Below are 24120 nucleotides of genomic sequence, written 5' to 3'. Positions count from 1 at the left end.
GAAAAATTCAATATACTTTTTGTTTTGTTTTATATACGTAAGCCAGAATTTCTGCTAAAACTTTAAAAAATTCTTCCGGCACTGCCTGGTCAATTTCCACTTGATCATATAACGCACGGGCAAGCGGTCTGTTTTCTACCATCATGACATCATGCTCTTTAGCAATTTTCCTGATTTTTAACGCAAGGTGGTCGACGCCTTTTGCAACAATATAAGGTGCGTCCATTTTTTCTTCATCATATTTCAAAGCAATCGCATAGTGAGTCGGGTTTGTGATAATGACATCTGCTTTTGGAACTTCCTGCATCATCCGCCTCATCGCCATTTCCCGCTGTCTTTGTTTAATTTTAGACTTGATAATCGGGTCTCCTTCAGATTTTTTGTACTCATCTTTTATATCTTGTTTTGACATTTTGATATTTTTCTCATAGTCAAATCTCTGATATAAATAGTCGAGACCAGCAAGAATCAACAATGCACCTGCACCGCTTAGTCCCATCCACAAAGTGAGTTTTGAAACGAAAGAAAGTGCCTCTTCGGGTGTCAGGAGAGGAAGCCGGAGAATTTCTCCATAATGCAGCCAAAGCACAGCAAAAGCCGCAAAACCGACGACTACGATTTTCAAAATTGATTTAATCAGCTCTACAATCGCCCTCATACTGTATATTCGTTTAAAGCCTTTGATCGGATCCAGTTTTTCAAGCTTAGGCTGTATCACTTCAGCAGAAAACAAGAACCCAACCTGCATATAGTTGCTTACGACTCCTGCAACAAGAGCAACAAGCAAGATCGGTGCGAGTATCATGCCCATATCCTTTAATAAGCTGACAAACAATGTATGCACATTTGATTCTGAGAGCTTCATTGTGAGCGATTCGGTATAAAATGTTTCTATGAATGACAGCAGCCTGTCTCTCATATACGGACCAATTGCAATAAGCGAAAGGAATATTACCAGTAAAGAAACGGCGGTATTGACATCCGAGCTTTTGGCTACCTGCCCTTTTTTTCGCGTATCCTTCCGTTTTTTCGGAGTGGCTTTTTCTGTCTTCTCTCCCGCAAAAAACTGCAGGTCAACTCTAAGCTTCATTAAGAAACACCGACCAATGCTAAAAGATTCCGCATCGTTTCAATCGTTAAACTGAAAACATTCCGGACAACGACGAAGATAACGGACATACATACAATGAGCATAATGAAACTGACAGCGATCTTTAAAGGCAGACCGACCACAAATACATTTAACTGCGGAACAGTTCGAGCCACGATACCTAATGCTAAATCAACTAGAAACAAACTGGCCACAACCGGCGCTGACATTTGAAAAGCGATAATAAACATTGCATTAAAGCTTTTCGCAATAAAATAGGCAAACTTTTCATCGCCGAAATTCGGAAATGCCTGATCAACTGAAATATACTGAAAGCTGTAGTAAATACCATCCAGCAACAAATGGTGGGCATTGACACTCAGCATAAACAAAAGTGCCATCGTATAGATAAACTGGCCAATCAACGGACTTTGTGCACCGGTTTGCGGATCAATAACGTTTGCTATTGAAAATCCCATTTGAAAATCAATAAACGAGCCGGCAATCTGCACTGCGGCAATCATCATATAAGCAATTAAACCCAGACATAGGCCGACCAAAGCTTCTTTAAACGCCAAAAGCATATAGTGCTCATCTATCTCCAAAGAGGGCGGTTTATCAATGGTGCTGAAACAAATGACCGCAAGAAAAAAAGCAAAACCTATGCGATGAACAGCTGGCACATTTCGATGTCCAAATAGCGGAATCGTTACAAAAAAAGCAGAGATTCTAATAAAAACCAATAAAAAAGCAGGAAATAAGTCAATAATTGAATTCATCTCTACATTACCCTGCAAAACGATTTAAATTAGAAAACAGCTCTGTTGTAAATGAAAGAATCGTCGACAGCATCCACGGACCAAAAAAAATGAGAGCCAGGAGAACCGCCACGATTTTCGGAATAAACGCCAAAGTCTGTTCCTGGATTTGAGTTGTCGCCTGAAATATGCTGACAATTAAACCGACCAGTAAAGCAATAGCCAATAATGGCCCGCTGATCATCAGCGTTACGTATACGGCTTTTTCCGCCATAGAAATTACAAATTCTGAACTCACGTTTAGCACCTACCCTAAAAGCTCTGAAGCAAAGATTTCACAATTAAATACCAGCCGTCTACCAAAACAAAAAGTAATATTTTAAAGGGCAGAGAAATCATAACTGGAGGCAGCATCATCATTCCCATTGACATCAAGACGCTCGCCACTACCATATCTATAATTAAAAAAGGGATAAAAATCATAAAACCTATTTGAAATGCTGTTTTAAGCTCCGATATGGCAAAAGCCGGAACCATTGTTGTTAACGGAATATCCTTTAATGATTCAGGTTTATCCATTTTCGCGTAATTCATAAACAGCGCCAGATCCTTCTGCCTTGTGTGTTTACTCATAAATTCTTTAATCGGTTCCTCAGCTTTCGTATACGCTTCATCCAAGCTGATTTTGTTGTCCATTAATGGGGTCAGCGCTTCTTTATTAATTTCTGAAAAAGTAGGAGCCATAATAAAAAATGTTAAAAACAGCGCAAGCCCGATTAGAACCTGGTTTGGGGGCATAGATTGCGTCGCAAGTGAAGTTCTGACAAATGACAGAACAATGACGATGCGAGTAAAACAAGTCATAAGAATCAATATTCCAGGCGCCACTGAAAATACAGTTAACAATAATAGTAATTTAACAGTCGAACTTACGTTTTCCGGATCGCTTGAACTGAAAATATTTATAAACTCATTCATGATGACGTGGGCCTTTCTTCTTTCCTTCAGAACGGTTTTGTTTTAACTCTTCAAGTTGCTCTTTTAATGCTTTTGAAAATGAAGGCAGTTTTTGCTGCGGCTGATGTTCAGAACTCTTAAGCGGCTTCACAAACTTTTGCCACTCTATTTTGCTTGACATTGCCTCTTCATGCTGACTGAGAATGACTTCAATCTCTTTTTCATCCTCAATTTCTTTCAGCAGCTGGATCGTCTCTCCTACACCGACGACGAGCACACTTTTCCCGACCTTGATCAATTGTATGGATCTGTTCTGACCGACCGATGTGCCGCCAATATTTTCAACATATTGAAAAGGCTTTAGGAGCCGATTTCTTTTGTTCATGAGCTTAACCAGCCCGTAAATCAGCACGATAACAAACAGTAAAGCGAAAATCATCTTTACAAAATCAAAAGCTGAGACAGAAGGAGCAGCCGCTCCCTCCGTCTCATCAGCAGTTTTTGTTGTTTTTTCTTTCTTTTGCTCTGATTGATCTGCAGTTTTTTCATCTTTCTTTTGAAACCATTCGTTTACAGTTGAATTATCAGAGTCTGCCGCGGCAGCAGCAATCGGATGTACACTGAATAAAACGAAAAAACAAATAAAAACAATAAAATATTGACTCTTTTTCAACAGTCGTACACCCTTTAATTTAATGTTTTGTTGATTGCTTCAAGCACACGGTCAGCCTGGAAAGGTTTCACAATGAAATCCTTAGCGCCGGCCTGAATGGCATCAATAACCATTGATTGCTGTCCCATAGCAGAACACATGATGATTCTTGCCTGCGCATCAATTTGTTTAATTTCTTTTAATGCTGTAATACCATCCATTTCTGGCATCGTGATATCCATAGTAACAAGGTCAGGTGAATGCTCTTTATATTTCTCTACCGCTTGTGCTCCATTTTCAGCTTCCGCCACAACTTCAAAACCATTTTTAACCAAAATATCTTTAATCATCATTCGCATAAATGCTGCGTCATCTACAATTAAAATTCTATGTGCCATAATCTATCTCTCTCCTTGTGTTTCGTTATTTTAAATTATTAATGCGCTCTGCCTGGCTTAAAATGTCAGTGACTCTCACTCCGAAGTTTTCTTCAATGACAACGACCTCGCCTTTGGCAACGATACGCTGATTAACTAAAATATCTACAGGCTCACCGGCTAATTTATCAAGCTCGATAATACTTCCGGCAGAAAGCTCTAAAATCTCTTTTACGCTTCTCTTCGTTCTGCCAAGCTCAACAGTAATCGAAAGCGGGATATCCAAAAGCATATCCAGATTATGAATAGGGGCTTGTACAGCTTCGTTTGGATCAAACGCGGAAAATTCCACCGGTGAAACCTGAACTGGCGCTGCTTTTTTTGCTGTTCCCTGCCTTTTTGGCGGCTGCTGCTGTTGCTTCGGTTCAATACGCGGCTCTGGCGTCACAGGCTCTTTCGGCTGTTCGTATGTAACTTCAGGCTGCACCGTTTCTTCTTCCTCTGCACTTTCTGAGTTCATAAGGCTTGAAATTAAATCTTTCGCAAATGTCAATGGGTAAAGTTGCATAATGCTGGAGTCTATTAATTCTCCCACCTTTAAGTTGAAAGAAACTTTCACCAGCATTTCATCATCAGGAATACGGTCTGTACCCTTTTCTTCAGTAACATCCAGCAATTCAACCCGAGGAGGTGAAATATCAATTTTTTTACTGAATACAGTAGACATTGATGTGGCAGCCGATCCCATCATTTGGTTCATTGCTTCTTGAACCGCACTTAAATGGATTTCACCCAGTGAAGGGTCCGCACCTTTTCCGTCTCCCCCGATCATTAAGTCCGCAATGATCGCCGCGTCACTTTGTTCCACGACTAACAGGTTGCTTCCGCTGAAGCCCTCCGTATAATTCACTTCAATCGCTACATACGGTTCAGGAAACGCATCGCTGATTTTACTTCTTGGAATGACCGTTACGCTTGGAGTCGTAATATCGACCTTTTGATTTAAAAGCGTTGACAGTGCTGTCGCAGAACTGCCGAATGAAATATTACCGATTTCACCGATCGCATCACGCTCCATTTCCGATAAGTCATCTACTTCCGGAATCTCTGGCTCATCAAGCGTGCTGCCAGTACCGTTAAGAAGCGCGTCAATCTCATCTTGAGATAATCTATTATTCTCCATCTTGTTCACCTCTTATGTCGTGATCTAAAATTTGCACTGCCTGTTTTCGATTCACCCGGCCGGCTTGTCCTAAAAATTTCGGCTTATCTCCGACCAATACAGTAAGAGGATCCGTGACTGATTTGTCCAAAGTTATGCAGTCTCCGACTTCTAAACTTAAAAACTCTTCTATCGTCAGTTCAGATGTGCCGAGCTCGGCCACGACAGGTATTTGTGCTGTCATGATACGTTTTTCAAGCGACTTTGTTTCCTCAGGCTTTGGCTCATTTCGGTCTGATTGCATCCAATAGTGGACTGAAAGCTTCGGTATGAGCGGCTCGAGTACAATATGCGGGATACAGAGATTAATGACACCGCTGATTTCACCAATTTGAGTATTGAGCGAGATCACCACGACTGTTTCATTAGGAGATACCATCTGAACAAATTGCGGATTCACTTCAAACTCAGTCATTTCCGGTTCAATATCAGCAATTGACTGCCAAGCTTCTTTATAATTACCCAGTGCATTTTCAAATAAATTAGAAATGATTTTTGTTTCAATTTCTGTCAAACTGTCAACCTTGTTATGACTGATTCCAATCCCGCCCATGACTCGATCCATCATCGTATAAGCTATCGTGGGGTTGACCTCCATCATAATTCTTCCTTCCATCGGATGAACATCAAATAGATTCAGAATCGTCATGTTTGGAATCGATCTGATAAATTCCTCATACGGAACCTGATCAACAGAACTGACAGATATGTGAATATAGGTTCTGAGCTGAGCAGAAAAATGAGTGGTAAGAAGTCTTGCAAAATTGTCATGAATTCTCGTTAAACTGCGGATCTGATCCTTAGAAAACCGCAGCGCACGTTTGAAATCATAAACCTTGACTTTCTTCTCTTTTTCTTCTTTTTTCAGCTCTTCAGCGTCCATTTCACCAGTTGATATTGCAGAGAGCAGTGCATCTATTTCATTTTGGGAGAGAACTTCTCCTGACATTTTCCTCACCTCCGTATTCTGTCAAATTATGCTTTATTGCAGATTAAAGGAGGTAATATACACTTTTTCTACTTTTCCTTCTTGGAGGTAGCTATTTATTTTATCTTTTAGTTCCTTCTTAAAGGTTTCTTTTCCCTTGTCTCCCTCAATCTGATCAGCATTCGTATCAGCCAGCAGTGATATAACAGCGTCTTTCACTTGGAAATCACGTTTCTCAAGTTCTTCTTTTGATTTATCAGAATCAGTTTCAAGTTTAATAGCAAGACGGATAATGTTATCAGACTTTAAATTTGTTGTGATCTCTTCTACATCAACAGAAGACGCAACGATTTCATCAATACTTTTTTTCGCTTCACTTTTTTCGGACTTTCCGCCTAAAACAAAATAAGCCGCCGCCCCGAGAGCACCAATTACGATAAGAATAATTAGTAATATGATCATTAACTTTTTCTTCATTCCGGTTCCTCTATTCCTTGATCCATTGCAAATATTTGTATTTTTCGGTAGAAAGCTGCGATCTTTTCCAGAACAGCTTCTTCATCTTCTTTTACTACAAACTTCTTACCATTTGACAGAGTAATTGTAGTATCCGGAAAACATTCAATCTGTTCAATAAATAGCGCATTCAGTGTAAAGGGCTGCCCGTTCAAACGGGTTACTTTAATCATAAAACAGCGGAGAAGCGATTACTCGCCTCCCCTCCCTCCTTAACGTTTAAGGTTAACCAGTTCTTGAAGGATTTCATCAGATGTTGTAATAATTTTTGAGTTTGATTGGAATCCGCGCTGGGCTACGATCATTTCAGTAAATTCGTCAGTTAAATCGACGTTAGACATTTCGAGAAATCCTGATTTAAGAGCACCAGTTCCGCCGTCACCAGGCTGGTTCGCTGCACTGGCCGTTCCAGAGTTTAAAGATTCACGGTATAGGTTGCTTCCGATTTTATCCAATCCATCACTGTTGGCAAAAGTAACAATCCCGATTTGTCCCCCGTCTTGTGTTTTCCCCTCAGCATCAACAATTGACACCTTTCCATCAGAACCAATGCTAAAGCTTTGAGCATCAGTAGGAATTTTAATTGTTCCGCCATTCATATTTAGTACATGGTAGCCATCACCTGTAACCAGTGTTCCAGTATTATCTAAATAGAAGTTCCCTGCTCTTGTATAAGCTGTCCCGTCACCTGTATCAATTCGGAAGTAACCGTCGCCGTCAATTGCTAAATCAAGTGTTCTTCCTGTGCTTTGTGTCGCGCTTGTTGAATGAATTGTATCAATTGTGCCAGATGATGAACCTAAACCGATTTGCTTAGAGTTTGTTCCGCCGATTGTTGCACCAGCAGCAGAACCGCCGGCAATCGTTTGGCTTACCATATCTTTAAAGGTCACACGGCTCTTTTTGAATCCTACTGTATTTACGTTGGCAATGTTGTTACCGATTACGTCAAGCTTTGTTTGAAAGTTTTTCATACCGCTGATTCCAGAATAAAGTGAACGTAACATAATATATTCCCCCAGATGTTTTTATTTAGATGATTGTCCCACAGACATGACATTCGCAGGACTGATCTCGGTCCCATCATCAAGAACGAGATAATAATTTCCTTTAAAATGTTTAACAGAGCTTACTGTGCCTGTTTTATCTGTTGCACTTTTACCATCAGTCCAAGATACTTCTTTTCCCATCCAATCAACATACGTTGTAAACGGATCTTGGTTTTCAACGAATTGAGTCATTGTCGTATTCAGATTCATCATTTGCTCCAAGCTTGAAAAAGTCGCCATCTGGCTGATAAATTCTTTATCGTCAATCGGGTTAAGCGGATCTTGGTTTTGAACTTGAGTCATTAATATTTTTAAAAACTCGTCTTTCCCCAAGCTGCTGTTGTTCGTCGACACAGTGTTCGTTTTTTCAGGCAGTTTATATTCTGAACTTATAGAAGTCATTCTTCTTCCTCCATTTCAACCATCGACACTTCATCGAGCAGATCGCCAAAATCATTTGATTGCTTTTTCTGTCTTTGCTGTCTCTGCCCCTCTTGCTGCTGTTTCTGTTCATCAGCAAGCTGGCCGTATATCGGCTGATCCCCGCTTTGGACCGGAAGAGTAAAACGGTCAATTTGGACGGCCATATTCGGCAATGATTGCTTCAGCTGAGGAAGATGCTGTTCAAGCAATTCTTTTGCTGATTGGCTAGATGCTATGATTTTACTCTGAAACATTCCATTTTCATTTGTCAGCTTGATTGTGACAAATCCTAAATGTTCAGGGTTCAGCCGAATAGTGAAACTTCCCGTCGATCTGCCGAAAGGCGTATATTTCATCTGCTTCCACGCATTAATCACTTGATCAGCCACCGTTTTTGTTTCGGCATTTGGTATATCAGATGACATCTGCTGCAGATCAAGTGTTTGAACTCCTCCTATGCCCCGATACCCCGAAAACAGCATTTGGAGTCCTGATTTACTATCTACAGGCTGAATACTTCCAGAAACATCCGATGCATTTTTGCTGGATGAACTCTGCGAGAGCGGTGTGAGAACACTCTTCCCAAAGTCTTGTGATGATTCGGATGATTTCGATAACAAGAAGGCTTTCAGCTGGCTTTCAGCTAAACTCCATTCTTTGGTCCCTTTTTGAGGAAGCATAGACATTTGATCCATTAAGCTTTGAAAACTTTTCAGCTCTGACGCTGTCATCGAGTAAAGTTTTGAACTTGACTCAGCTTTAGTGAATATTTGCTGTTTAAGATCCTGAATTAGTTGTTGAGATACACCCTTCTTTTCTAATGCAGAAAGGAATTGATCTCCATTTTGGTAAATGGCATGAGCTTCATTGCCATTCCCGAGATCAGTCAGCTTATTCCCTTCTACGAGCTGGCTAATGAACATCTGGATATAGATAAGCTCTTTTGCAGGCTCGGATACTTCATTTTCCTGATTTGATTGCTCTTTATCAGACTTCAGTGCTCCATTAATGTCAGAAGCAGAATCATTGGCACTCAGAGCCGTTTTAGCTTCTGAAAAGATTTTCTCCGTTTCTGTGAGCAATTGATCCGTCCCGCCTGACATTTTTGATTCAACTGCTTGCAAAAGATTTTGCAACATTTGCAGAGCATTCGCATCCAATTGCTTCCCTGTCAGTTTGCTTAATGTTTGCAAAAGATCCGCATTTTGTTTGTCTTGATCTTCAGGACTTGCATTTAGCCATTCACCGATCTTTTTAAGCGCATCTGCTAAAAGCTGATCTTCAGAATTAGGAGTTCCCTTTCCTTGTTCTGAAAGTTCCTTCAATCCAGCCTCAGACATAAGCCAGTTTTGAAAAACTCCCTGGCTACTTTTCATGTTTTTAGCGGCAGAACCCGTTGTGGTTTGCAGCAAAGGTCCGGCTAATTCAAGCAGCTTCACCTTTCATTCCCCCTATTCTTGGCTGGCAGCAATTTTTTCTGTATAGGTTGCTGCTTGCTCAGGAGTCATTTTCGCCAATATGTCAGCAAGCTGCTTTTTGCTTAGGCCATTCAATATTTTCAGTGCTTCTTGCTCCTTTAATTGGGCAATAATTTTAGCAGCCTTTCCGCTGTCCATGCTTTTGTACACACTGATCACTTTGTCATTTTCAGAAGAAGCTTTCGAGTCTGCTGATCCTTCAGTATGATCTTCTGATGACTTTTTTTGATCCTCAGCCGTCTTTTCAAGTGAACGGATCTTTTGATTGAGCCTGTCGATTTCTGATTTACTTGTTTCTAAATCTTTATTCAATATACTGATTTCACTTTTTTGATCCTTAATGGTCTTTTCCAGAGCTGCCGTATTACTGCTATCCTTACTTGATGCTGCGCCTTTTTTATTTTCGGTTTCAGGGACCAATTCTTTAAGAACCGGCGTTTTTGCCGCAGCATCCTGTATCGGCTTTAAGACATTGATACCAGCAGCCCAAAGAACAATCCCCCCTGCGATTAATAGAAACATCAGCGGGAGGATAATGATAAGCAAAACCGAACGGAACTTACCTGATTCTTTCTTTTTGCCGGACATTACATTCGCTCCTAATGGCCTTGAATCATAAACTGCTTAATCGAAATATCGTCCATTTCTTTCATTTCTGCAGCTTTATCTTCAAGAGCAAACATTTTAAACTGTTTTTCACGCATTTTTTCAAACTTTTTCACTTCAATGTTTTTCTCTGTCAAAATTTCTTGTTTTTGATTCATTTGATTTCTTTTCATAATGACAAGCTTTTGATAGTGATAGATCGTATTATCAAGATTTGAGACAAATTGTTGGTAGTGCCTCATTTCTTGTACACTCATGCCGCTTTTTAATTTCTTTTCCTTATTTTGTTCCAGCAATTCCTTTTTGCTCATATTCTCATATAATTTTTCAGCAACGTTTTCAAATTCAGAAACTGATTGCTGATATTCGGATAAGGATTGGTCTTTTTCATTTTCTTTTAGTTCCAGCAGCTTTTGGAATCTAAATTGATAAGCCACGTTTATTCCTCATTTCCTGTCAAACTAGTTAATGCAGCAATGCTTTCTTCCAATAAAGCCGGTTCGTCTGTTCCCTGCTTTAAAAATTGAATAAGCTGCGGATAAAATTGTATCGCTTCATCAATTTCTCTGGATGATCCTCTTTTGTAAGCTCCGATATTAATGAGATCTTCCGAATTTTGATATGTCGATAAAAGTTCACGGAATTTATTTGCCGCATCCAGATGCTGTTTTGTTGAAATGTTTGACATCACCCTGCTGATGCTTTTTAGTACGTTAACTGCAGGAAACTGGCCTTTATTGGCAAGCGCCCTGTCCAACACAATATGCCCGTCTAAAATTCCGCGTACGGTATCGGCAATCGGCTCATTCATGTCATCCCCATCTACCAACACTGTATAAAATGCCGTAATGGTTCCATGCTCGTTTGCACCTGTTCGTTCTAGTAAACGAGGTAAAATAGCGAACACTGAAGGTGTATAGCCTTTTGTCGTCGGAGGCTCTCCTGCAGCCAGTCCAATCTCTCGCTGCGCCATTGCCACCCTTGTAACAGAATCCATCATAAACATGACATTTTGGCCTTTATCTCGGAAATACTCGGCAATTGCAGTCGCTGTATATGCCGCTTTCAATCTCATTAATGCTGGCTGGTCTGAGGTGGCAACGACTACAATCGATCGTTTCAGCCCCTCTTTCCCCAGATCTTTTTCAATAAACTCCCGAACCTCTCGTCCGCGTTCTCCGACAAGTGCAATGACGTTTAAGTCAGCCTCTGTCTGCTTGGCGATCATCCCCATTAAGGTGCTTTTTCCGACACCGCTTCCTGCAAAAATTCCAATCCGCTGGCCTTTACCGACTGTCAGCAAGCTGTCAATTGATCTGACTCCAACACCCATCTTTTCACGGATAGGCGGCCGTTTCATCGGGTTAGGCGGTGATTGCTCCGTTGATACAGGCGAAAGCCCTTTCGGCAGAAGCTTTCCGTCAAGCGGTTCTCCAAAAGCATCGATGACTTGTCCGATCAGTCCGGTCCCAACTTTAACCCGAAGTGATTCCCCAGTAGCTTCTACAATGCTGCCAGGTGCAATGCTCGCAGCCTCTAAATAAGGCATAAGCAAAATATTTTCTTCCTGGAAGCCGACTACCTCAGCTTTAATGACTTTCCCAGACTGTCCTTTTGCATAAATCAGGCACAGGTCACCAATTGAGCTTGCTGGCCCTTTTGATTCAATCATCAAGCCGATTACCCGCTTGACTTTTCCGTACCGTTTATACGAGTCTGTCATTTCTATACAATCTATCAGACTCTGTGTCTTCATTCAGCTGCACCTGCTTCCAGCGCTGTCAGAAGTTTATCTTTCAATTGCATCAATTGTGTGTCAACACTCGCATCTACCCTGCCAAAAGGAGTTTCAATATAACAGGTTCCTTTTTGAGCTTTTTCATCAGCATATATGCCAAGCCGACATTCTTTATAAAGAAGCTGCTGGATTTCATCTTTTTGCTGAAAGATTGTCTCATAGTAATATGGATCAACATAAATTGATATATCGTCATATTCCTTCACTTCGTTTATAACCTGTTGTACAAGCAGGAGGAAAGCCTCTTTATCATCAGACTTTTGCTGCCAAACTTTTTTTGCTAGGGCAACGGCAAGCTCAACGATTTCTTCATTAGCGTCTTCAAGCTTGTCCTCAACAGCTTTTCTGGACATTTCAGTTATACTGTTTGCTTGGCCGATCAGTTCTGCATACTGTTTCATTGCCTCAGCTTTGCCCAGCGCTACTCCTTGTTCAAAGCCCTCGGCTTTTGCTTCTTCAATAAGCTTCTGTTTTTCAGCCGCCCAATCGTTTTTCTCCTGTTCAATTTGACGGCGAATATTTTCTATATGACTGTTTGCCTGCTCAGAAATCCGGTCAGCTTCCTCTTTCACTCGGGCCATAAGCGCCTCCGGGTTCTCTTCAGCCTGCAAAAGGTGAGAATGATCAATACGCACCTCTTGTATAGAAAGTTTTCTTTTTTCCTTTTGTGGAGAAATAGATGATTCTTGTTTAATGATATTAGACAATAATATCATCCCCTCCGCCTCTTGCTATTACAATTTCACCGGCTTCTTCAAGCTTTCTGACGATGCTTACAATTCTTGATTGAGCTTCTTCTACATCTTTCAAACGTACAGGGCCCATAAACTCCATTTCTTCTTTGAAGGTTTCAACCATACGCTGTGACATATTGTTGAACACAATTTCTTTGACTTCCTCGCTTGCAACCTTTAATGAAAGGAGCAAATCGTCGTTCTCAACATCGCGAATGACTCTCTGAATTGCACGGTTATCAAGTGTGACAATATCTTCGAAGACAAACATCCGCTTTTTAATCTCTTCAGCAAGATCGGGATCCTGAATTTCCAATGAATCCAAGATCGTCTTCTCTGTCCCTCTGTCTACCCCGTTTAACACTTCCACAACAGCTTCAATTCCGCCTGTTTGTGTATAATCCTGAGTAAATGCAGAAGATAATTTTTGTTCCAGAATCCGTTCTACCTCGTTAATTATTTCTGGAGACGTTCTATCCATGACCGCGATTCTTCTCGCAACCTCAGCCTGCACTTCAGGGTTCAGCTCGGATAAAATTTGCCCGGCCTGCACTGGATCTAAATAAGACAAGATTAACGCCATCGTCTGCGGATGCTCTTGCTGGATAAAATTCAAAATTTGTTCTGGCTCCGCTTTTCTGGCAAAATCAAATGGTTTAACCTGCAAAGAAGAAGTCAGCCTGTTTAGAATGTTCTCCGCCTTATCCTCTCCAAGCGCCTTTTCCAGAACTTGTCTTGCATAGCTTAAACCGCCTTGAGAAATATAATCTTGCGCAATGGCTATATTATGAAATTCTTCTATGATTTCATCCTTTTTTTGATGATCGACGCTTCGAACACCTGATATTTCCAGAGTAAGCCTTTCAATTTCTTCATCGGTTAAGTGCTTATAGACAGAAGCTGACACATCTAACCCCAAGGAAATCATGAGAATGGCTGCTTTTTGTTTTCCTGTAAGCTTATCTTGATCACGTCTCGCCATTTCTAATTCCTCCTAATCCTCGGCCAGCCAGCTTCTCAGCAGTTTTGCAAAATCTTCCGGCTTGTCTTTCGCCATCTTTTCAAGCTGTTTTCGTCTGACTGATTCCGCTGTTTCATTTTCCTCTTCGTTGATATCAGGCAAATTGATTGGTTCTTGAGGAACCTCATACTCATATTCCTCAAATTCATCCTCTTGCGCCCGTTTCTTTCTGATAAGCATAATGATCAGAACAATGATCGCTGCGATTAAAACACCGCCTACAATATATGCCCACAGCGGGATACCTGAGGATTCTTCCGTATTTGTATCCAAATTGACTTTTCCGTCGAATGGCTGAACGGAAACAACAATCTTATTATTGATATCAGCATCAGATAAATTCTGATTTTGCGTTTCATCTTTATCCAAAGATGTTCTGACTACAGTTGAAAGGATTTTTTGTATATCATCCTGTCTTTCAGTTGATAGCGACGCAGTGTTTTTGGCATCAGGCGGCTCTACCATTACTTGAATCCCTAAATCTCTGACCTTATAAGGACTTTCAGCGATTTCTTTATGAATTCGGTTAACCTCGTAATTGATTTTGTTGCTGTTTTTTTCGTAGTTCCCGCTTTCGGTATTTTCACCGTCAGCCTTATAATTTGTAACATCTTCCTCGCCGGTTCCGGCAGTTCCGCCGTTGGCTGCACCGTCGCCCTGATATGTTTCAGATACCTTTTCAGCGCTGACTGCAATGCCTTCCATGTTTTCTTTATCCACAGGTTCGACAATGTCTTCTGTCCGATTTTCTTTTGTGAAATCAATGTCTGCTGTAACGGAGACAACGACTTTATCTTGGCCCATCATCGTACCCAGCAGTGACTGTACATGTTTTTGAATGTCTTTTTCAACTTGAGACTTAATTCCTTGCTGAGAAGAATAACTATCCGCGTAGGACCCTGCATCGCTGTCTGATTTGTCGTAGTATGTAGAATTTTGGTCCATGATGACGATGTTATCTTCTTTTAGGTTTGGCACGCTTTTAGATACCAGATGATATAATCCGTTGATTTGGCTTTGATCAAGTGTATAACCCGGTTGAATCTGCAAAACGATTGATGCAGATGCTGCAGATTGCTCTTCACCGACAAACACAGCGTCTTTCGGGAGATTAATCATTACTTTTGAATTTTTAATACCGTCCATTTCATTGATCAAGTTTGACAGTTCTGTCTGTGTAGCTTTCACTTTCACCATATCAAACTCATTGTCTGTCAAACCAAAGCCGGCATTCTGTCCAAAAAACGAATAATCAATTGATCCCGTTTTAGGAAGTCCTTCTGCAGCCATCTGCACTTTCAAAGAATCAACCTGATCCTCCGGAACACTAATCACTGTACCGCCATTCGAAAGTTCGTTTGGCACTTTTTTTGCATCCAATTCTTCTTTGATTTGTCCTGCTTCTTCGGCAGACAAATCTTTGTACAGCGGCGCCATTTTAGAATTTGAAGCAAAAACACTAATAATAATTCCAATAATAATAATTGCCGCTAAAGCACTAACCATTAAAATCTTTTGTAATTTAGATCTATTTTTCCAAAACTCACTCGTTTTGTTTTTCATTTGCATTAGAGTACGATTCATGTTAACCCCCGGTCATTCCACTCTTTCTCTAAATCGTCAGACCCCCTACATTTGCATTCTCATAATCTCCTGATAAGCTTCCACAGCTTTATTGCGGAACTCTGTTGCTGCAGTTAGAGAGATGCTAGCTTTTTGAGCAGCGATCATGACCTCATCAAGATTTACATCTTTTCCTGCAGCCAAGGCATTAGTCATGTTGTCAGAAGCTACTTGGGACTCATTTAACGAACTAATAGAGTTTTTTAAAAGCTCCGAAAAGCTTGTTTGATTTGAAGAATCTGTTTTTTGGCTATTGTTTACTTGATTTGTTGCATTTTGAGTGTTTTGAGTATTTTGAACCTGAAAAGGAGAAATTGCATTAATCACATTCATTCACCTACTTTCCGATTTCTAACGCCTTCATCAGCATTCCCTTTGTGGCATTCATCGCCGTGACATTCGCCTCGTATGATCTAGTGCTGCTGACAAGATCAACCATTTCCTTTAATGGATCAACATTAGGCTTTTGTACATATCCTTCAGCGTTTGCATCAGGGTCTGTCGGATCATAGACAAGATTAAAATCCGAATCATCCTCCGTAATTTTTGAAACCTTCACACCGTTTCCAGCATTCCCGCTTCCGCTCATTTGAGAATTGAGAATGGAAGAGAACGATTCACCTTTTGACTGAAGGGAAACCATTTTTCTTCTGTAAGGCACCCACTCTCCATTCACCTGCTTAGCTCTTGTCGTATCCATATTTGCTAAGTTAGATGATACAACGTCCATTCTGACTCGCTGAGCTGTTAAAGCCGATGCTGAAACATTTAAGCTATGAAAAGCTGTCATCATTTTCCTCCTGTTAATACGGTCTTCAGCGAATTAAATTTACCGTTCATTCTTTCAACCAAAGCTTGATAGTTGATTTGATTTTGCGCCAATTCTGTCATCTCTTTGTCAACATCAACATTGTTTCCGTTTTGCTGATACGATGTATCTCCGCTCGCAACAATTGAATAATTCGAATCAGTATCAGAAAAATCAACATGACGATAGTCTGTTTTTATCGCTTCAAGACGCGAGGATTCTTGATCTAATAAATTTTGGAAAGAGACTTTTTTTGCCTTATAGTTCGGTGTATCTATATTGGCGATATTATTAGTTATGACTTTTTGCTTAATATCCGCTCTGCTCAAGGCATTTTCAAGATTTTGTATCGTTCCAGAAAATAAGCTCAAATCCACTTACCTCCATTTCAGTTTTTTTCACCCTCAATATCCTTGTCGAGAATTGTAAAACTATATGCTTATTGTAAGAAATAACAGGCATAAAGTCTATGAAGTTCGTGTAAAAAAATGTCCTCACAATTATCTATTTTGCAACTAGGTATAAAGTCCTAGATTGTTAGAACTACATTTCTCGCCTTGATATAAGCCTGAAAATAGCAGAATTTCTGTTTTTTCTCCTTTCTTTTCGGCATTTTTGAAACTTTTTGAAGAAAAATGCAAAATTTATTAAAATTATTACATAGAAAGACTTTCAACCCAGGAAATAAAGCTTATTGATTTCCTTTATTTGAAATAAAAAAAGAACCCTCAAAAAGGGTTCTTTTTGTGATTAATGAGATTTTAGATTTTCTAATTCAATTAGGAATTTGTTGTTTAGTACCTTGATATAAGTACCTTTCATTCCTAATGATCTAGACTCGATAACACCGGCGCTCTCCAGCTTTCTGAGTGCGTTCACAATAACAGAACGGGTAATGCCGACACGGTCAGCAATTTTACTTGCAACAAGAAGACCTTCATTTCCGTCAAGCTCCTCAAAAATGTGCTCAATTGCTTCAAGCTCACTGTAAGAAAGCGAGCTGATAGCCATTTGTACGACAGCTTTGCTTCTTGCTTCCTCTTCAATTTCTTCTGCTTTTTCTCTTAGGATTTCCATTCCGACAACTGTTGCGCCGTATTCAGCTAGAATTAAGTCATCGTCATTGAATTGATCTTGTAAACGCGAAAGAATAAGTGTTCCTAATCTTTCCCCGCCTCCGATGATCGGCACAATTGTTGTTAAACCAGCTTGAAACAGGTCTCTGTTCTCAACAGGGAAAGCAGTATATTCACTATTAATATCCAAGTTAGAAGATGTTTCAGGGACATTAAACAGATTTTTCGTATATTCTTCAGGGAATTGACGATCCTCAAGCATTTTTTTCATACGATCATTTTCAATTTGCTGGTTAATTGAATACCCAAGGAGTTTCCCTCTGCGGCTTACAACGAAAATATTGGAATCAATTACATCCCGCAGCGTCTCCGCCATTTCCTTGAAGTTTACCGGTTTCCCTGCCGCAGCTTGCAGCATGGAGTTAATAATTCTTGTTTTTTGTAATAAAGCCATGATAAATAATCCTCCTAAACATTCCTCATATTAAATTTTTCACAATATAAATTGACTTAAATCTTTGTTTTTGGCTATCGTTCCGAGCTTTTCTTCGACATACTGTGGTGTAATCGTTATTTTCTCCATCGTTACATCTGGAGCTTCAAACGACAAATCTTCTAATAGGCGTTCAAGTATTGTATGAAGGCGTCTCGCACCGATATTATCTGTGTCCTGGTTCACATGATAAGCAACTTCAGCAATCTTATGAATAGCTTCGTCAGAAAATTCAAGAGATATACCTTCTGTCTGCAATAATGCCTGATATTGTTTCAGCAGCGCATTATCCGGCTCAACCAAAATTCTCACGAAGTCGTCTACCGTGAGTTTGTTCAGTTCTACACGAATCGGGAAACGCCCCTGCAGCTCAGGAATCAAATCAGACGGTTTGGCCATATGAAACGCTCCTGCTGCAATAAATAATACATGGTCTGTTTTTACAGAACCATATTTTGTGACAACGGTAGAACCTTCAACAATCGGAAGGATATCCCGCTGAACACCTTCTCTTGAAACATCGGCAGAAGAAGATGCACCGCCGTTCTTTGCGATTTTATCAATCTCATCGATAAAGATAATCCCGCTCTCTTCTGCTCTCTGAACAGCTTCCTGGCCGACTTCATCCATATCGATGAGTTTGCTTGCTTCTTCATTCGTCAGGACTTTTCTGGCTTCTCTGACTGTCATTTTGCGCCGCTTCTTTTTCTTTGGCATTAATCCGCTCAGCGCATCCTGCATGTTCATACCCATCTGCTCCATACCCGAGCCCTGCAGCATGTCAAACATAGAAGGCTGCTGTTCTTCGACTTCTACTGTTACATAGTAGTCTTCGAGCTCTCCTAAAGCCAGCTGATGCGCCATTCGTTTTCTTTTTTCTTCGATGTTTGCTTCTTCCTGGCTCTCCGCCTCATCTTCACCATTCGGCTGGCTGCCTCCAAAAAACATTTCAAACGGATTTTTAACACCAGATTGTTTTTTCTTCCCAGGAACTAACAGACGAACAATGCGTTTGTTTGCATTTTCTTCTGCCTGTTCCTTTACTTCATTCATTTTCTCTTCTTTTATAAGCCGAACAGAAGTCTCCACAAGATCTCTGACCATTGATTCAACATCTCTGCCTACATAGCCGACTTCGGTAAATTTAGTAGCTTCAATTTTGATAAATGGCGCACCTGAAAGCTTAGCGATTCGTCTGGCAATTTCAGTTTTCCCGACGCCGGTAGGACCCATCATTAAAATGTTTTTCGGAACGACCTCGTCCTTCAGCTTTTCATCCAGAAGACTTCTTCTATAGCGGTTTCTTAATGCCACGGCGACAGCTTTTTTCGCATTTTGCTGACCGACAATATATTGGTCTAACCGATCTACAATCTGTCTAGGAGTTAACGGTTTTTTTTCCATGCGCCTCAAGTCCTTTCTATTCAAGCTCTTCCAGTATGATTTGATCGTTCGTGTAAACACAAATTTCGCCTGCTGTTTCTAACGCGGCTCTGGCAATCTCACTTGCAGACATGCTTTCCCCGGCATGCTTTTTCAGTGCTCTTCCCGCTGCCAAAGCGTAATTGCCTCCTGATCCAATCGCGAGAATGCCGTCATCTGGTTCGATCACCTCGCCTGTTCCCGATACGAGAAGCAAAGTATCCTGATTCATAACAATCAGCATGGCTTCGAGCTTTCTTAGCACTTTATCACTGCGCCATTCCTTTGCAAGCTCAACAGCCGCCCGTTTTAAGTTGCCGTTATATTCTTCAAGCTTAGCTTCAAACTTTTCGAATAAAGTGAAAGCGTCTGCAACAGATCCCGCAAAACCAGCAAGAACTTTGCCGTTAAACAGTTTTCTCACTTTCCGTGCCGTGTGTTTCATGACAACAGCCTGACCAAATGTTACTTGGCCGTCTCCGGACATAGCGCTTCGTCCTTTATGCTGTACGGCAAATATTGTGGTCGCATGAAAAGATGACATAAAGGGCCTCCTTTAATTTTTCTTAAATGCTCTTGGATGGTGAGACATATATGTGTTTCTCAACATTTCCTTCGAAACGTGCGTGTATATCTGTGTAGAAGACAGATTGGAATGCCCGAGCAGTTCTTGAACGCTTCTCAAATCCGCTCCTTCATTTAACAGATGCGTGGCGAACGTATGTCGAAGCATATGCGGATGGATATGTAAAGTGCTTGACGCTTTTTGAACAAGCCCGCTTAAAATATGTCTGATGCCACGGGCTGTAAGCGGTCCGCCTCTTTGATTTACGAATAATAGATCATGAGGTTCTTTTGCCTTCATCAGCAAGCACTGTCTTCCGCTATTCATGTATACCTTCAACGCTTCGCGGGCATAAGACCCAAAGGGGATATAGCGCTGCTTCTTGCCTTTACCGTGAACAAGCACAGTGTCCATAAATAAATCAACGTCGTTAATAGTTATGGAACAGCATTCACTGACCCTCATTCCAGTGGCATAGAGCAGCTCTAACAGCGCTTGATCCCTCATTCCGGCCGGCTGGCTTATATCTGAAACTTCAAACAGCTCCTCAAGCTCTTTTTGATATAGAAACTTCGGTATCCGTTTCTCCTGTTTTGGCAGATGAACAAGCTGAAACGGATTTTCTTCAATAAGCTTTTCCCGCATCAGAAACTTATAAAAGCTTCTTAATGCAGATATCTTTTTGCTTATTGTTCTTCTCGATAAACCTTTTTCATAGGCTTCTGTCAAAAAAATCCTAGTATCTTGATATGCAGCTTCTTCAAATCCATTTATACCTTGAACGCGCAGGAAAGTCTCGAATTCTTCAATTGAATCCACATAATTCACAATAGTATATTGTGAATAATTTTTTTCAATTTGTAAATATTCAACGAATAACTTTACGAAATTCTTAACATTCTCCATGCCTAATACCTCCCCAGGAAGGGCTTTTAAATGGTATCACAAATCGCGCTCAGGTTGCAATCAATACCTATATTGTTTTCGAAATTGTTTGAATTGTTTCAATCGCACGGTTCGCGTATTGTTCATTTCGTTCTTTTTTATTTTTAATTTTAACTGGCAATTCTTTCAAAAGCCCAAAGTTTGCATTCATCGGCTGGAAGTTCTTCTGGTTTGTTGTTGTAATATAATGTGCCATACTGCCAATTGCTGTTTCCTGAGGGAAGATCACAAGCTCTTCTCCCAATACAAGCTTCGCCGCATTAATGCCTGCTACAAGTCCTGAGGCAGCTGATTCCACATATCCTTCTACTCCCGTCATTTGGCCTGCAAAGAACAGATCACTGCGGTTTTTAAATTGATAAGTCGGCTTTAACAGGCTTGGAGAGTTAATAAATGTGTTTCTATGCATCACGCCATATCTGACGATTTCTACATTTTCAAGTCCTGGAATCAACTTGAGAACTTCCTTTTGGTCTCCCCATTTTAAATGTGTCTGGAATCCTACAATATTATAAAGTGTTCCCGCAGCATCATCCTGTCTGAGCTGAACGACGGCATAAGGGCGTTTTCCTGTAACAGGATGCTCTAGACCAACTGGTTTCATCGGACCGAAAAGCATTGTTTTCTTACCCCGTTTTGCCATGACTTCAATCGGCATGCAGCCTTCAAAGAAAATCTCTTTTTCAAATTCTTTTAACGGCACTGTTTCTGCTGATGTTAATGCTTCATGAAAACGGTCAAACTCTTCTTCTGTCATCGGGCAGTTCAAATATGCTGCTTCACCTTTATCATAACGGGATTTCAGGTACACTTTATCCATATCAAGGCTGTCTTTTTCTACAATTGGCGCCGCTGCGTCATAAAAATATAAATAGTCCTCTCCAGTCAGCTCCTTCAGCTGGGCAGACAGCGATTCAGATGTTAACGGACCCGTTGCGATGATAGTAGGGCCTTCAGGAATTTCAGTCACTTCTTCATTAATAACGGTTACGTTTGGATGATTTTTCACCCGATTTGTCACACTTGCGGCAAATTCATGACGGTCTACTGCAAGAGCGCCCCCGGCAGGCACCGAACATTCGTCAGCCGCAGCGATAATGGCTGAATCAAGCGCACGCATTTCTTCCTTTAATACACCGACAGCGTTAGCAAGTGTATTAGAGCGAAGAGAGTTGCTGCAGACAAGCTCAGCAAATTTATCTGTATGATGCGCAGGCGTTTGTTTAACTGGCCGCATTTCATACAATTTGACTTGAATCCCACGTTTGGCAAGCTGCCATGCTGCTTCACTTCCTGCGAGTCCGGCTCCGATTACATTCACTGTTTGTTGGTTCATCTTTCACATCTCCTAGTTTATTATTCAAGGCCTTCTTTTAACACACAAAGAAGGTGAGCAAGACCCTGCTCACCGCTACTTCTGTGGTTCTTCCTTATAATCGCATTCCACGCATTGGACTTGTATACCTTTTTTGAGTTTTTTCTCGACGAGCATTTTTCCGCATTTCGGGCATTTTCGTTCAATTGGTTTGTCCCATGATACGAATTCACAGTCCGGATAACGGTCACAGCCGTAAAACACCCGTTTCTTTTTCGATTTTCGCTCAACAATGTTTCCTTCTCCGCAGCTCGGGCACTTCACACCGATTTGTTTCACAATCGGTTTCGTGTTCCGGCAGTCAGGGAAGTTGGAGCAAGCTAAGAATTTACCGTACCGTCCCATTTTATATACCATTGGAGAACTGCACAATTCACAATCCTCTCCAGCATACTCTGGTTCAATCTCAACTTCCTTCATTTCCGATTCGGCTTTTTTGACGCGTTTTTCAAAATCGGTGTAGAAATTATCGATAATCTTGACCCATTCGGTATTTCCTTCTTCAACATGATCAAGATCTCTCTCCATTTTAGCTGTAAACTCAACGTTAATGATCTCAGGGAAAAACTCCATGATCAAGTCAAGAACGATCTGACCTAATTCAGTCGGAACGAAACGTTTATTATCCAATGCCACGTAGCCGCGCCGCTGAATAGTATCAAGTGTCGGAGCATATGTGGATGGACGGCCGATACCGCGTTCTTCAAGGGTTTTAACAAGCCGGGCCTCAGTATATCGCGGAGGCGGCTGGGTAAAATGCTGCTCAGGTTCTATATCTTTTGATAATACCGTGTCGCCTTCTTGTAAGTCAGGCAGCATCCGGTCTTTTTCTTCCATTTGATCGTCTTTTCCTTCAACATACACCTTCATAAACCCGGAAAACTTGACTTTACTTCCATTTGCACGAAATGTCAAACCGTTGTTTGTCAGGTCGACACTCATTGTATCGAGAACAGCCGGTGCCATTTGGCTGGCAACAAAACGCTCCCAAATTAATTTATACAGTCTCATTTGGTCTCTGCCGAGGACTGCTTTTAATTCACTTGGTTTTCTAAGAACTGATGTCGGCCGAATTGCTTCGTGGGCATCCTGGGCATTTTCATTCTTTTTCGCAGGCTTCCGTTTTCCGCCTAGGAACTCTTTTCCATATGTCTGATCAATAAATGCAGCTGCTTCATCAACAGCCGTATTTGAAATACGGGTTGAATCCGTTCTCATATACGTGATCAGACCAACCGTTCCTTCTCTTCCTAAATCAATTCCTTCATATAATTGCTGTGCAATCATCATCGTTTTCTTCGCTCTGAAATTGAGCTTGCGAGCCGCTTCCTGCTGCAGGGTAGAAGTGGTAAAAGGCAAAGCAGGATTACGTTTGCGTTCCTTTTTGGTTACTTTTTCAACTGTATATTGATTCCCTTTGAGCTGAGAAAGAATCTCTTTTACATCAGCTTCACTATTTAAAGGAAGTTTTTTGCCGTTTTTCCCGAAAAAGCTCGCTTCAAAGGTTTCTTGACCTTTTAAGAACGTACCGTCAATTGTCCAATATTCCTCAGGCTTAAAGTCGTTAATCTCTTTTTCACGGTCAATAATCAAACGGAGGGCAACGGATTGCACGCGTCCTGCGCTAAGCCCTTTTTTGACTTTTTTCCATAAGATTGGACTGATTTTATATCCGACAAGCCTGTCTAAAATACGTCTCGCTTGCTGTGCATCCACTAAATCCATATTGATCATGCGGGGATGCTTAAACGATTCCTTAATAGCGTCTTTTGTAATTTCGTTAAACACCACACGGCAGTCTGAGTTGAGATCTAAATCAAGACTGTGTGCCAAATGCCATGCAATCGCTTCCCCTTCTCTGTCGGGGTCAGCTGCGAGATACACTTTTTTGGCTTTTTTCGCAGCCGTTTTCAGCTCTTTTAATACCGGGCCTTTACCTCGAATGGTAATATATTTCGGTTCAAAATTCTGTTCTATGTCAACTCCCATTTGACTTTTTGGAAGATCCCGGACATGTCCCATTGATGCTTTTACTTTATATTTTTTACCTAAGTAACGTTCAATCGTTTTCGCCTTAGCGGGCGATTCCACGATGACTAGATAATCAGACATTTTCATCCCCCTCAAGAGGTGTTCTCTCTCTTTTCAAGATATTTCAATTTTATTTTTGCAGCTGTCTTTATTTGGCTTTCAACATTTCATTC

General features: G+C 40.9%; 28 protein-coding genes. All 28 read right to left on the bottom strand.

What is annotated here, in order from left to right; all coding sequences use genetic code 11:
* Positions 1-7: 7 nt before the first annotated feature.
* The gene (flhB, locus tag NST22_RS08815) at positions 8-1090 is read right to left on the bottom strand and encodes a flagellar biosynthesis protein FlhB (protein ID WP_003231949.1); all 1083 of its coding nucleotides are present in this window, start codon (positions 1088-1090) and stop codon (positions 8-10) included.
* Positions 1090-1869: a flagellar biosynthetic protein FliR gene (gene fliR, locus NST22_RS08810; RefSeq protein WP_003245510.1), complete on the bottom strand. Its 780-nt coding sequence runs from the start codon at positions 1867-1869 to the stop codon at positions 1090-1092. The genes flhB and fliR overlap by 1 nt, the downstream gene beginning before the upstream one ends.
* A 7-nt stretch (positions 1870-1876) precedes the next feature.
* On the bottom strand, positions 1877-2146 hold the full coding sequence (gene fliQ, locus NST22_RS08805) for a flagellar biosynthesis protein FliQ (protein ID WP_003220888.1): 270 nt from the start codon (positions 2144-2146) through the stop codon (positions 1877-1879).
* Between the two features lie 14 nt (positions 2147-2160).
* Entirely contained in the window at positions 2161-2826 is a 666-nt protein-coding gene (gene fliP / locus NST22_RS08800; RefSeq protein ID WP_003245692.1) for a flagellar type III secretion system pore protein FliP, read from the bottom strand.
* A complete protein-coding gene (fliZ, locus tag NST22_RS08795) occupies positions 2819-3478 on the bottom strand; it encodes a flagella biosynthesis regulatory protein FliZ (RefSeq protein WP_003231958.1) in 660 nt (219 codons plus the stop codon). Before fliZ ends, fliP begins: the two co-directional genes overlap by 8 nt.
* Positions 3479-3492: 14 nt before the next feature.
* Complete coding sequence (cheY, locus tag NST22_RS08790) at positions 3493-3855, bottom strand: chemotaxis protein CheY (protein WP_003244957.1); 363 nt, start codon at positions 3853-3855, stop codon at positions 3493-3495.
* Positions 3856-3880: 25 nt separating this feature from the next.
* On the bottom strand, positions 3881-5017 hold the full coding sequence (gene fliY, locus NST22_RS08785; protein WP_003231962.1) for a flagellar motor switch phosphatase FliY: 1137 nt from the start codon (positions 5015-5017) through the stop codon (positions 3881-3883).
* Entirely contained in the window at positions 5007-6005 is a 999-nt protein-coding gene (fliM, locus tag NST22_RS08780; protein WP_003220879.1) for a flagellar motor switch protein FliM, read from the bottom strand. Before fliM ends, fliY begins: the two co-directional genes overlap by 11 nt.
* 33 nt (positions 6006-6038) lie before the next feature.
* Entirely contained in the window at positions 6039-6461 is a 423-nt protein-coding gene (gene fliL, locus NST22_RS08775; RefSeq protein ID WP_003231964.1) for a flagellar basal body-associated protein FliL, read from the bottom strand.
* A complete protein-coding gene (gene swrD / locus NST22_RS08770) occupies positions 6458-6673 on the bottom strand; it encodes a swarming motility protein SwrD (protein WP_003231966.1) in 216 nt (71 codons plus the stop codon). Before swrD ends, fliL begins: the two co-directional genes overlap by 4 nt.
* A gap of 39 nt (positions 6674-6712) precedes the next feature.
* Positions 6713-7507: a flagellar basal body rod protein FlgG gene (gene flgG / locus NST22_RS08765; RefSeq protein ID WP_003231968.1), complete on the bottom strand. Its 795-nt coding sequence runs from the start codon at positions 7505-7507 to the stop codon at positions 6713-6715.
* A gap of 21 nt (positions 7508-7528) precedes the next feature.
* The gene (gene flgD / locus NST22_RS08760) at positions 7529-7951 is read right to left on the bottom strand and encodes a flagellar hook assembly protein FlgD (RefSeq protein WP_003231970.1); all 423 of its coding nucleotides are present in this window, start codon (positions 7949-7951) and stop codon (positions 7529-7531) included.
* Positions 7948-9411, bottom strand: a complete 1464-nt coding sequence (locus tag NST22_RS08755; RefSeq protein ID WP_003231973.1) for a flagellar hook-length control protein FliK — start codon at positions 9409-9411, stop codon at positions 7948-7950. The genes flgD and NST22_RS08755 overlap by 4 nt, the downstream gene beginning before the upstream one ends.
* A 12-nt stretch (positions 9412-9423) precedes the next feature.
* Positions 9424-10038 carry a MotE family protein gene (locus NST22_RS08750; protein ID WP_003231975.1) on the bottom strand — a complete coding sequence of 205 codons (615 nt, stop codon included), beginning with the start codon at positions 10036-10038 and terminating at the stop codon, positions 9424-9426.
* 11 nt (positions 10039-10049) lie between these two features.
* Positions 10050-10493, bottom strand: coding sequence for a flagellar export protein FliJ (gene fliJ, locus NST22_RS08745; protein WP_003231977.1), 444 nt, complete (start codon positions 10491-10493; stop codon positions 10050-10052).
* A gap of 2 nt (positions 10494-10495) precedes the next feature.
* Entirely contained in the window at positions 10496-11812 is a 1317-nt protein-coding gene (gene fliI, locus NST22_RS08740; protein ID WP_003244825.1) for a flagellar protein export ATPase FliI, read from the bottom strand.
* Positions 11809-12561, bottom strand: a complete 753-nt coding sequence (gene fliH, locus NST22_RS08735; protein ID WP_003244804.1) for a flagellar assembly protein FliH — start codon at positions 12559-12561, stop codon at positions 11809-11811. The genes fliI and fliH overlap by 4 nt, the downstream gene beginning before the upstream one ends.
* Positions 12554-13570, bottom strand: a complete 1017-nt coding sequence (fliG, locus tag NST22_RS08730; protein WP_003231981.1) for a flagellar motor switch protein FliG — start codon at positions 13568-13570, stop codon at positions 12554-12556. The genes fliH and fliG overlap by 8 nt, the downstream gene beginning before the upstream one ends.
* Positions 13571-13582: 12 nt before the next feature.
* Entirely contained in the window at positions 13583-15193 is a 1611-nt protein-coding gene (gene fliF, locus NST22_RS08725) for a flagellar basal-body MS-ring/collar protein FliF (protein WP_010886506.1), read from the bottom strand.
* Between the two features lie 45 nt (positions 15194-15238).
* Positions 15239-15559 (bottom strand): flagellar hook-basal body complex protein FliE, encoded by a 321-nt coding sequence (fliE, locus tag NST22_RS08720; RefSeq protein WP_003238544.1) that lies wholly within the window; start codon positions 15557-15559, stop codon positions 15239-15241.
* 10 nt (positions 15560-15569) lie between these two features.
* Entirely contained in the window at positions 15570-16022 is a 453-nt protein-coding gene (flgC, locus tag NST22_RS08715; RefSeq protein ID WP_003245521.1) for a flagellar basal body rod protein FlgC, read from the bottom strand.
* Entirely contained in the window at positions 16022-16411 is a 390-nt protein-coding gene (gene flgB / locus NST22_RS08710; protein WP_003245656.1) for a flagellar basal body rod protein FlgB, read from the bottom strand. Before flgB ends, flgC begins: the two co-directional genes overlap by 1 nt.
* A gap of 379 nt (positions 16412-16790) precedes the next feature.
* Entirely contained in the window at positions 16791-17570 is a 780-nt protein-coding gene (gene codY, locus NST22_RS08705; protein ID WP_003220850.1) for a GTP-sensing pleiotropic transcriptional regulator CodY, read from the bottom strand.
* A 39-nt stretch (positions 17571-17609) separates the two neighbouring features.
* A complete protein-coding gene (hslU, locus tag NST22_RS08700; RefSeq protein ID WP_256683486.1) occupies positions 17610-19022 on the bottom strand; it encodes an HslU--HslV peptidase ATPase subunit in 1413 nt (470 codons plus the stop codon).
* A 7-nt stretch (positions 19023-19029) separates the two neighbouring features.
* Positions 19030-19575 (bottom strand): ATP-dependent protease subunit ClpQ, encoded by a 546-nt coding sequence (gene clpQ / locus NST22_RS08695; protein ID WP_003238555.1) that lies wholly within the window; start codon positions 19573-19575, stop codon positions 19030-19032.
* Positions 19576-19587: 12 nt separating this feature from the next.
* Positions 19588-20502, bottom strand: coding sequence for a tyrosine recombinase XerC (gene xerC, locus NST22_RS08690; protein WP_003231988.1), 915 nt, complete (start codon positions 20500-20502; stop codon positions 19588-19590).
* Positions 20503-20569: 67 nt separating this feature from the next.
* A complete protein-coding gene (gene trmFO, locus NST22_RS08685) occupies positions 20570-21877 on the bottom strand; it encodes an FADH(2)-oxidizing methylenetetrahydrofolate--tRNA-(uracil(54)-C(5))-methyltransferase TrmFO (protein WP_003244725.1) in 1308 nt (435 codons plus the stop codon).
* 75 nt (positions 21878-21952) lie between these two features.
* Entirely contained in the window at positions 21953-24028 is a 2076-nt protein-coding gene (gene topA / locus NST22_RS08680; RefSeq protein WP_003245599.1) for a type I DNA topoisomerase, read from the bottom strand.
* Positions 24029-24120: the final 92 nt, after the last annotated feature.

It is taken from the genome of Bacillus sp. PS237 (assembly GCF_037963345.1).
In the GTDB taxonomy this organism is placed as follows: Bacteria; Bacillota; Bacilli; order Bacillales; family Bacillaceae; genus Bacillus; species Bacillus subtilis.
The sequence above is the reverse complement of the archived record's forward strand: the minus strand, read 5'-3'. Positions and strand labels throughout refer to the sequence as shown.

Bases quoted from the DNA above. Each gene is read 5' to 3' on its own strand.
- codY (WP_003220850.1), bottom strand. From the start codon at position 17,570: ATGGCTTTATTACAAAAAACAAGAATTATTAACTCCATGCTGCAAGCT.
- trmFO (WP_003244725.1), bottom strand. From the start codon at position 21,877: ATGAACCAACAAACAGTGAATGTAATCGGAGCCGGACTCGCAGGAAGT.
- fliI (WP_003244825.1), bottom strand. From the start codon at position 11,812: ATGAAGACACAGAGTCTGATAGATTGTATAGAAATGACAGACTCGTAT.
- topA (WP_003245599.1), bottom strand. From the start codon at position 24,028: ATGTCTGATTATCTAGTCATCGTGGAATCGCCCGCTAAGGCGAAAACG.
- flhB (WP_003231949.1), bottom strand. From the start codon at position 1,090: ATGAAGCTTAGAGTTGACCTGCAGTTTTTTGCGGGAGAGAAGACAGAA.
- fliF (WP_010886506.1), bottom strand. From the start codon at position 15,193: ATGAATCGTACTCTAATGCAAATGAAAAACAAAACGAGTGAGTTTTGG.
- fliG (WP_003231981.1), bottom strand. From the start codon at position 13,570: ATGGCGAGACGTGATCAAGATAAGCTTACAGGAAAACAAAAAGCAGCC.
- cheY (WP_003244957.1), bottom strand. From the start codon at position 3,855: ATGGCACATAGAATTTTAATTGTAGATGACGCAGCATTTATGCGAATG.
- flgG (WP_003231968.1), bottom strand. From the start codon at position 7,507: ATGTTACGTTCACTTTATTCTGGAATCAGCGGTATGAAAAACTTTCAA.
- fliL (WP_003231964.1), bottom strand. From the start codon at position 6,461: ATGAAGAAAAAGTTAATGATCATATTACTAATTATTCTTATCGTAATT.
- xerC (WP_003231988.1), bottom strand. From the start codon at position 20,502: ATGGAGAATGTTAAGAATTTCGTAAAGTTATTCGTTGAATATTTACAA.
- swrD (WP_003231966.1), bottom strand. From the start codon at position 6,673: ATGATTAAAGTAACCCGTTTGAACGGGCAGCCCTTTACACTGAATGCG.
- fliM (WP_003220879.1), bottom strand. From the start codon at position 6,005: ATGTCAGGAGAAGTTCTCTCCCAAAATGAAATAGATGCACTGCTCTCT.
- NST22_RS08750 (WP_003231975.1), bottom strand. From the start codon at position 10,038: ATGTCCGGCAAAAAGAAAGAATCAGGTAAGTTCCGTTCGGTTTTGCTT.
- fliP (WP_003245692.1), bottom strand. From the start codon at position 2,826: ATGAATGAGTTTATAAATATTTTCAGTTCAAGCGATCCGGAAAACGTA.
- fliY (WP_003231962.1), bottom strand. From the start codon at position 5,017: ATGGAGAATAATAGATTATCTCAAGATGAGATTGACGCGCTTCTTAAC.
- clpQ (WP_003238555.1), bottom strand. From the start codon at position 19,575: ATGTCATCTTTTCATGCGACCACAATATTTGCCGTACAGCATAAAGGA.
- flgC (WP_003245521.1), bottom strand. From the start codon at position 16,022: ATGACAGCTTTTCATAGCTTAAATGTTTCAGCATCGGCTTTAACAGCT.
- flgD (WP_003231970.1), bottom strand. From the start codon at position 7,951: ATGACTTCTATAAGTTCAGAATATAAACTGCCTGAAAAAACGAACACT.
- fliR (WP_003245510.1), bottom strand. From the start codon at position 1,869: ATGAATTCAATTATTGACTTATTTCCTGCTTTTTTATTGGTTTTTATT.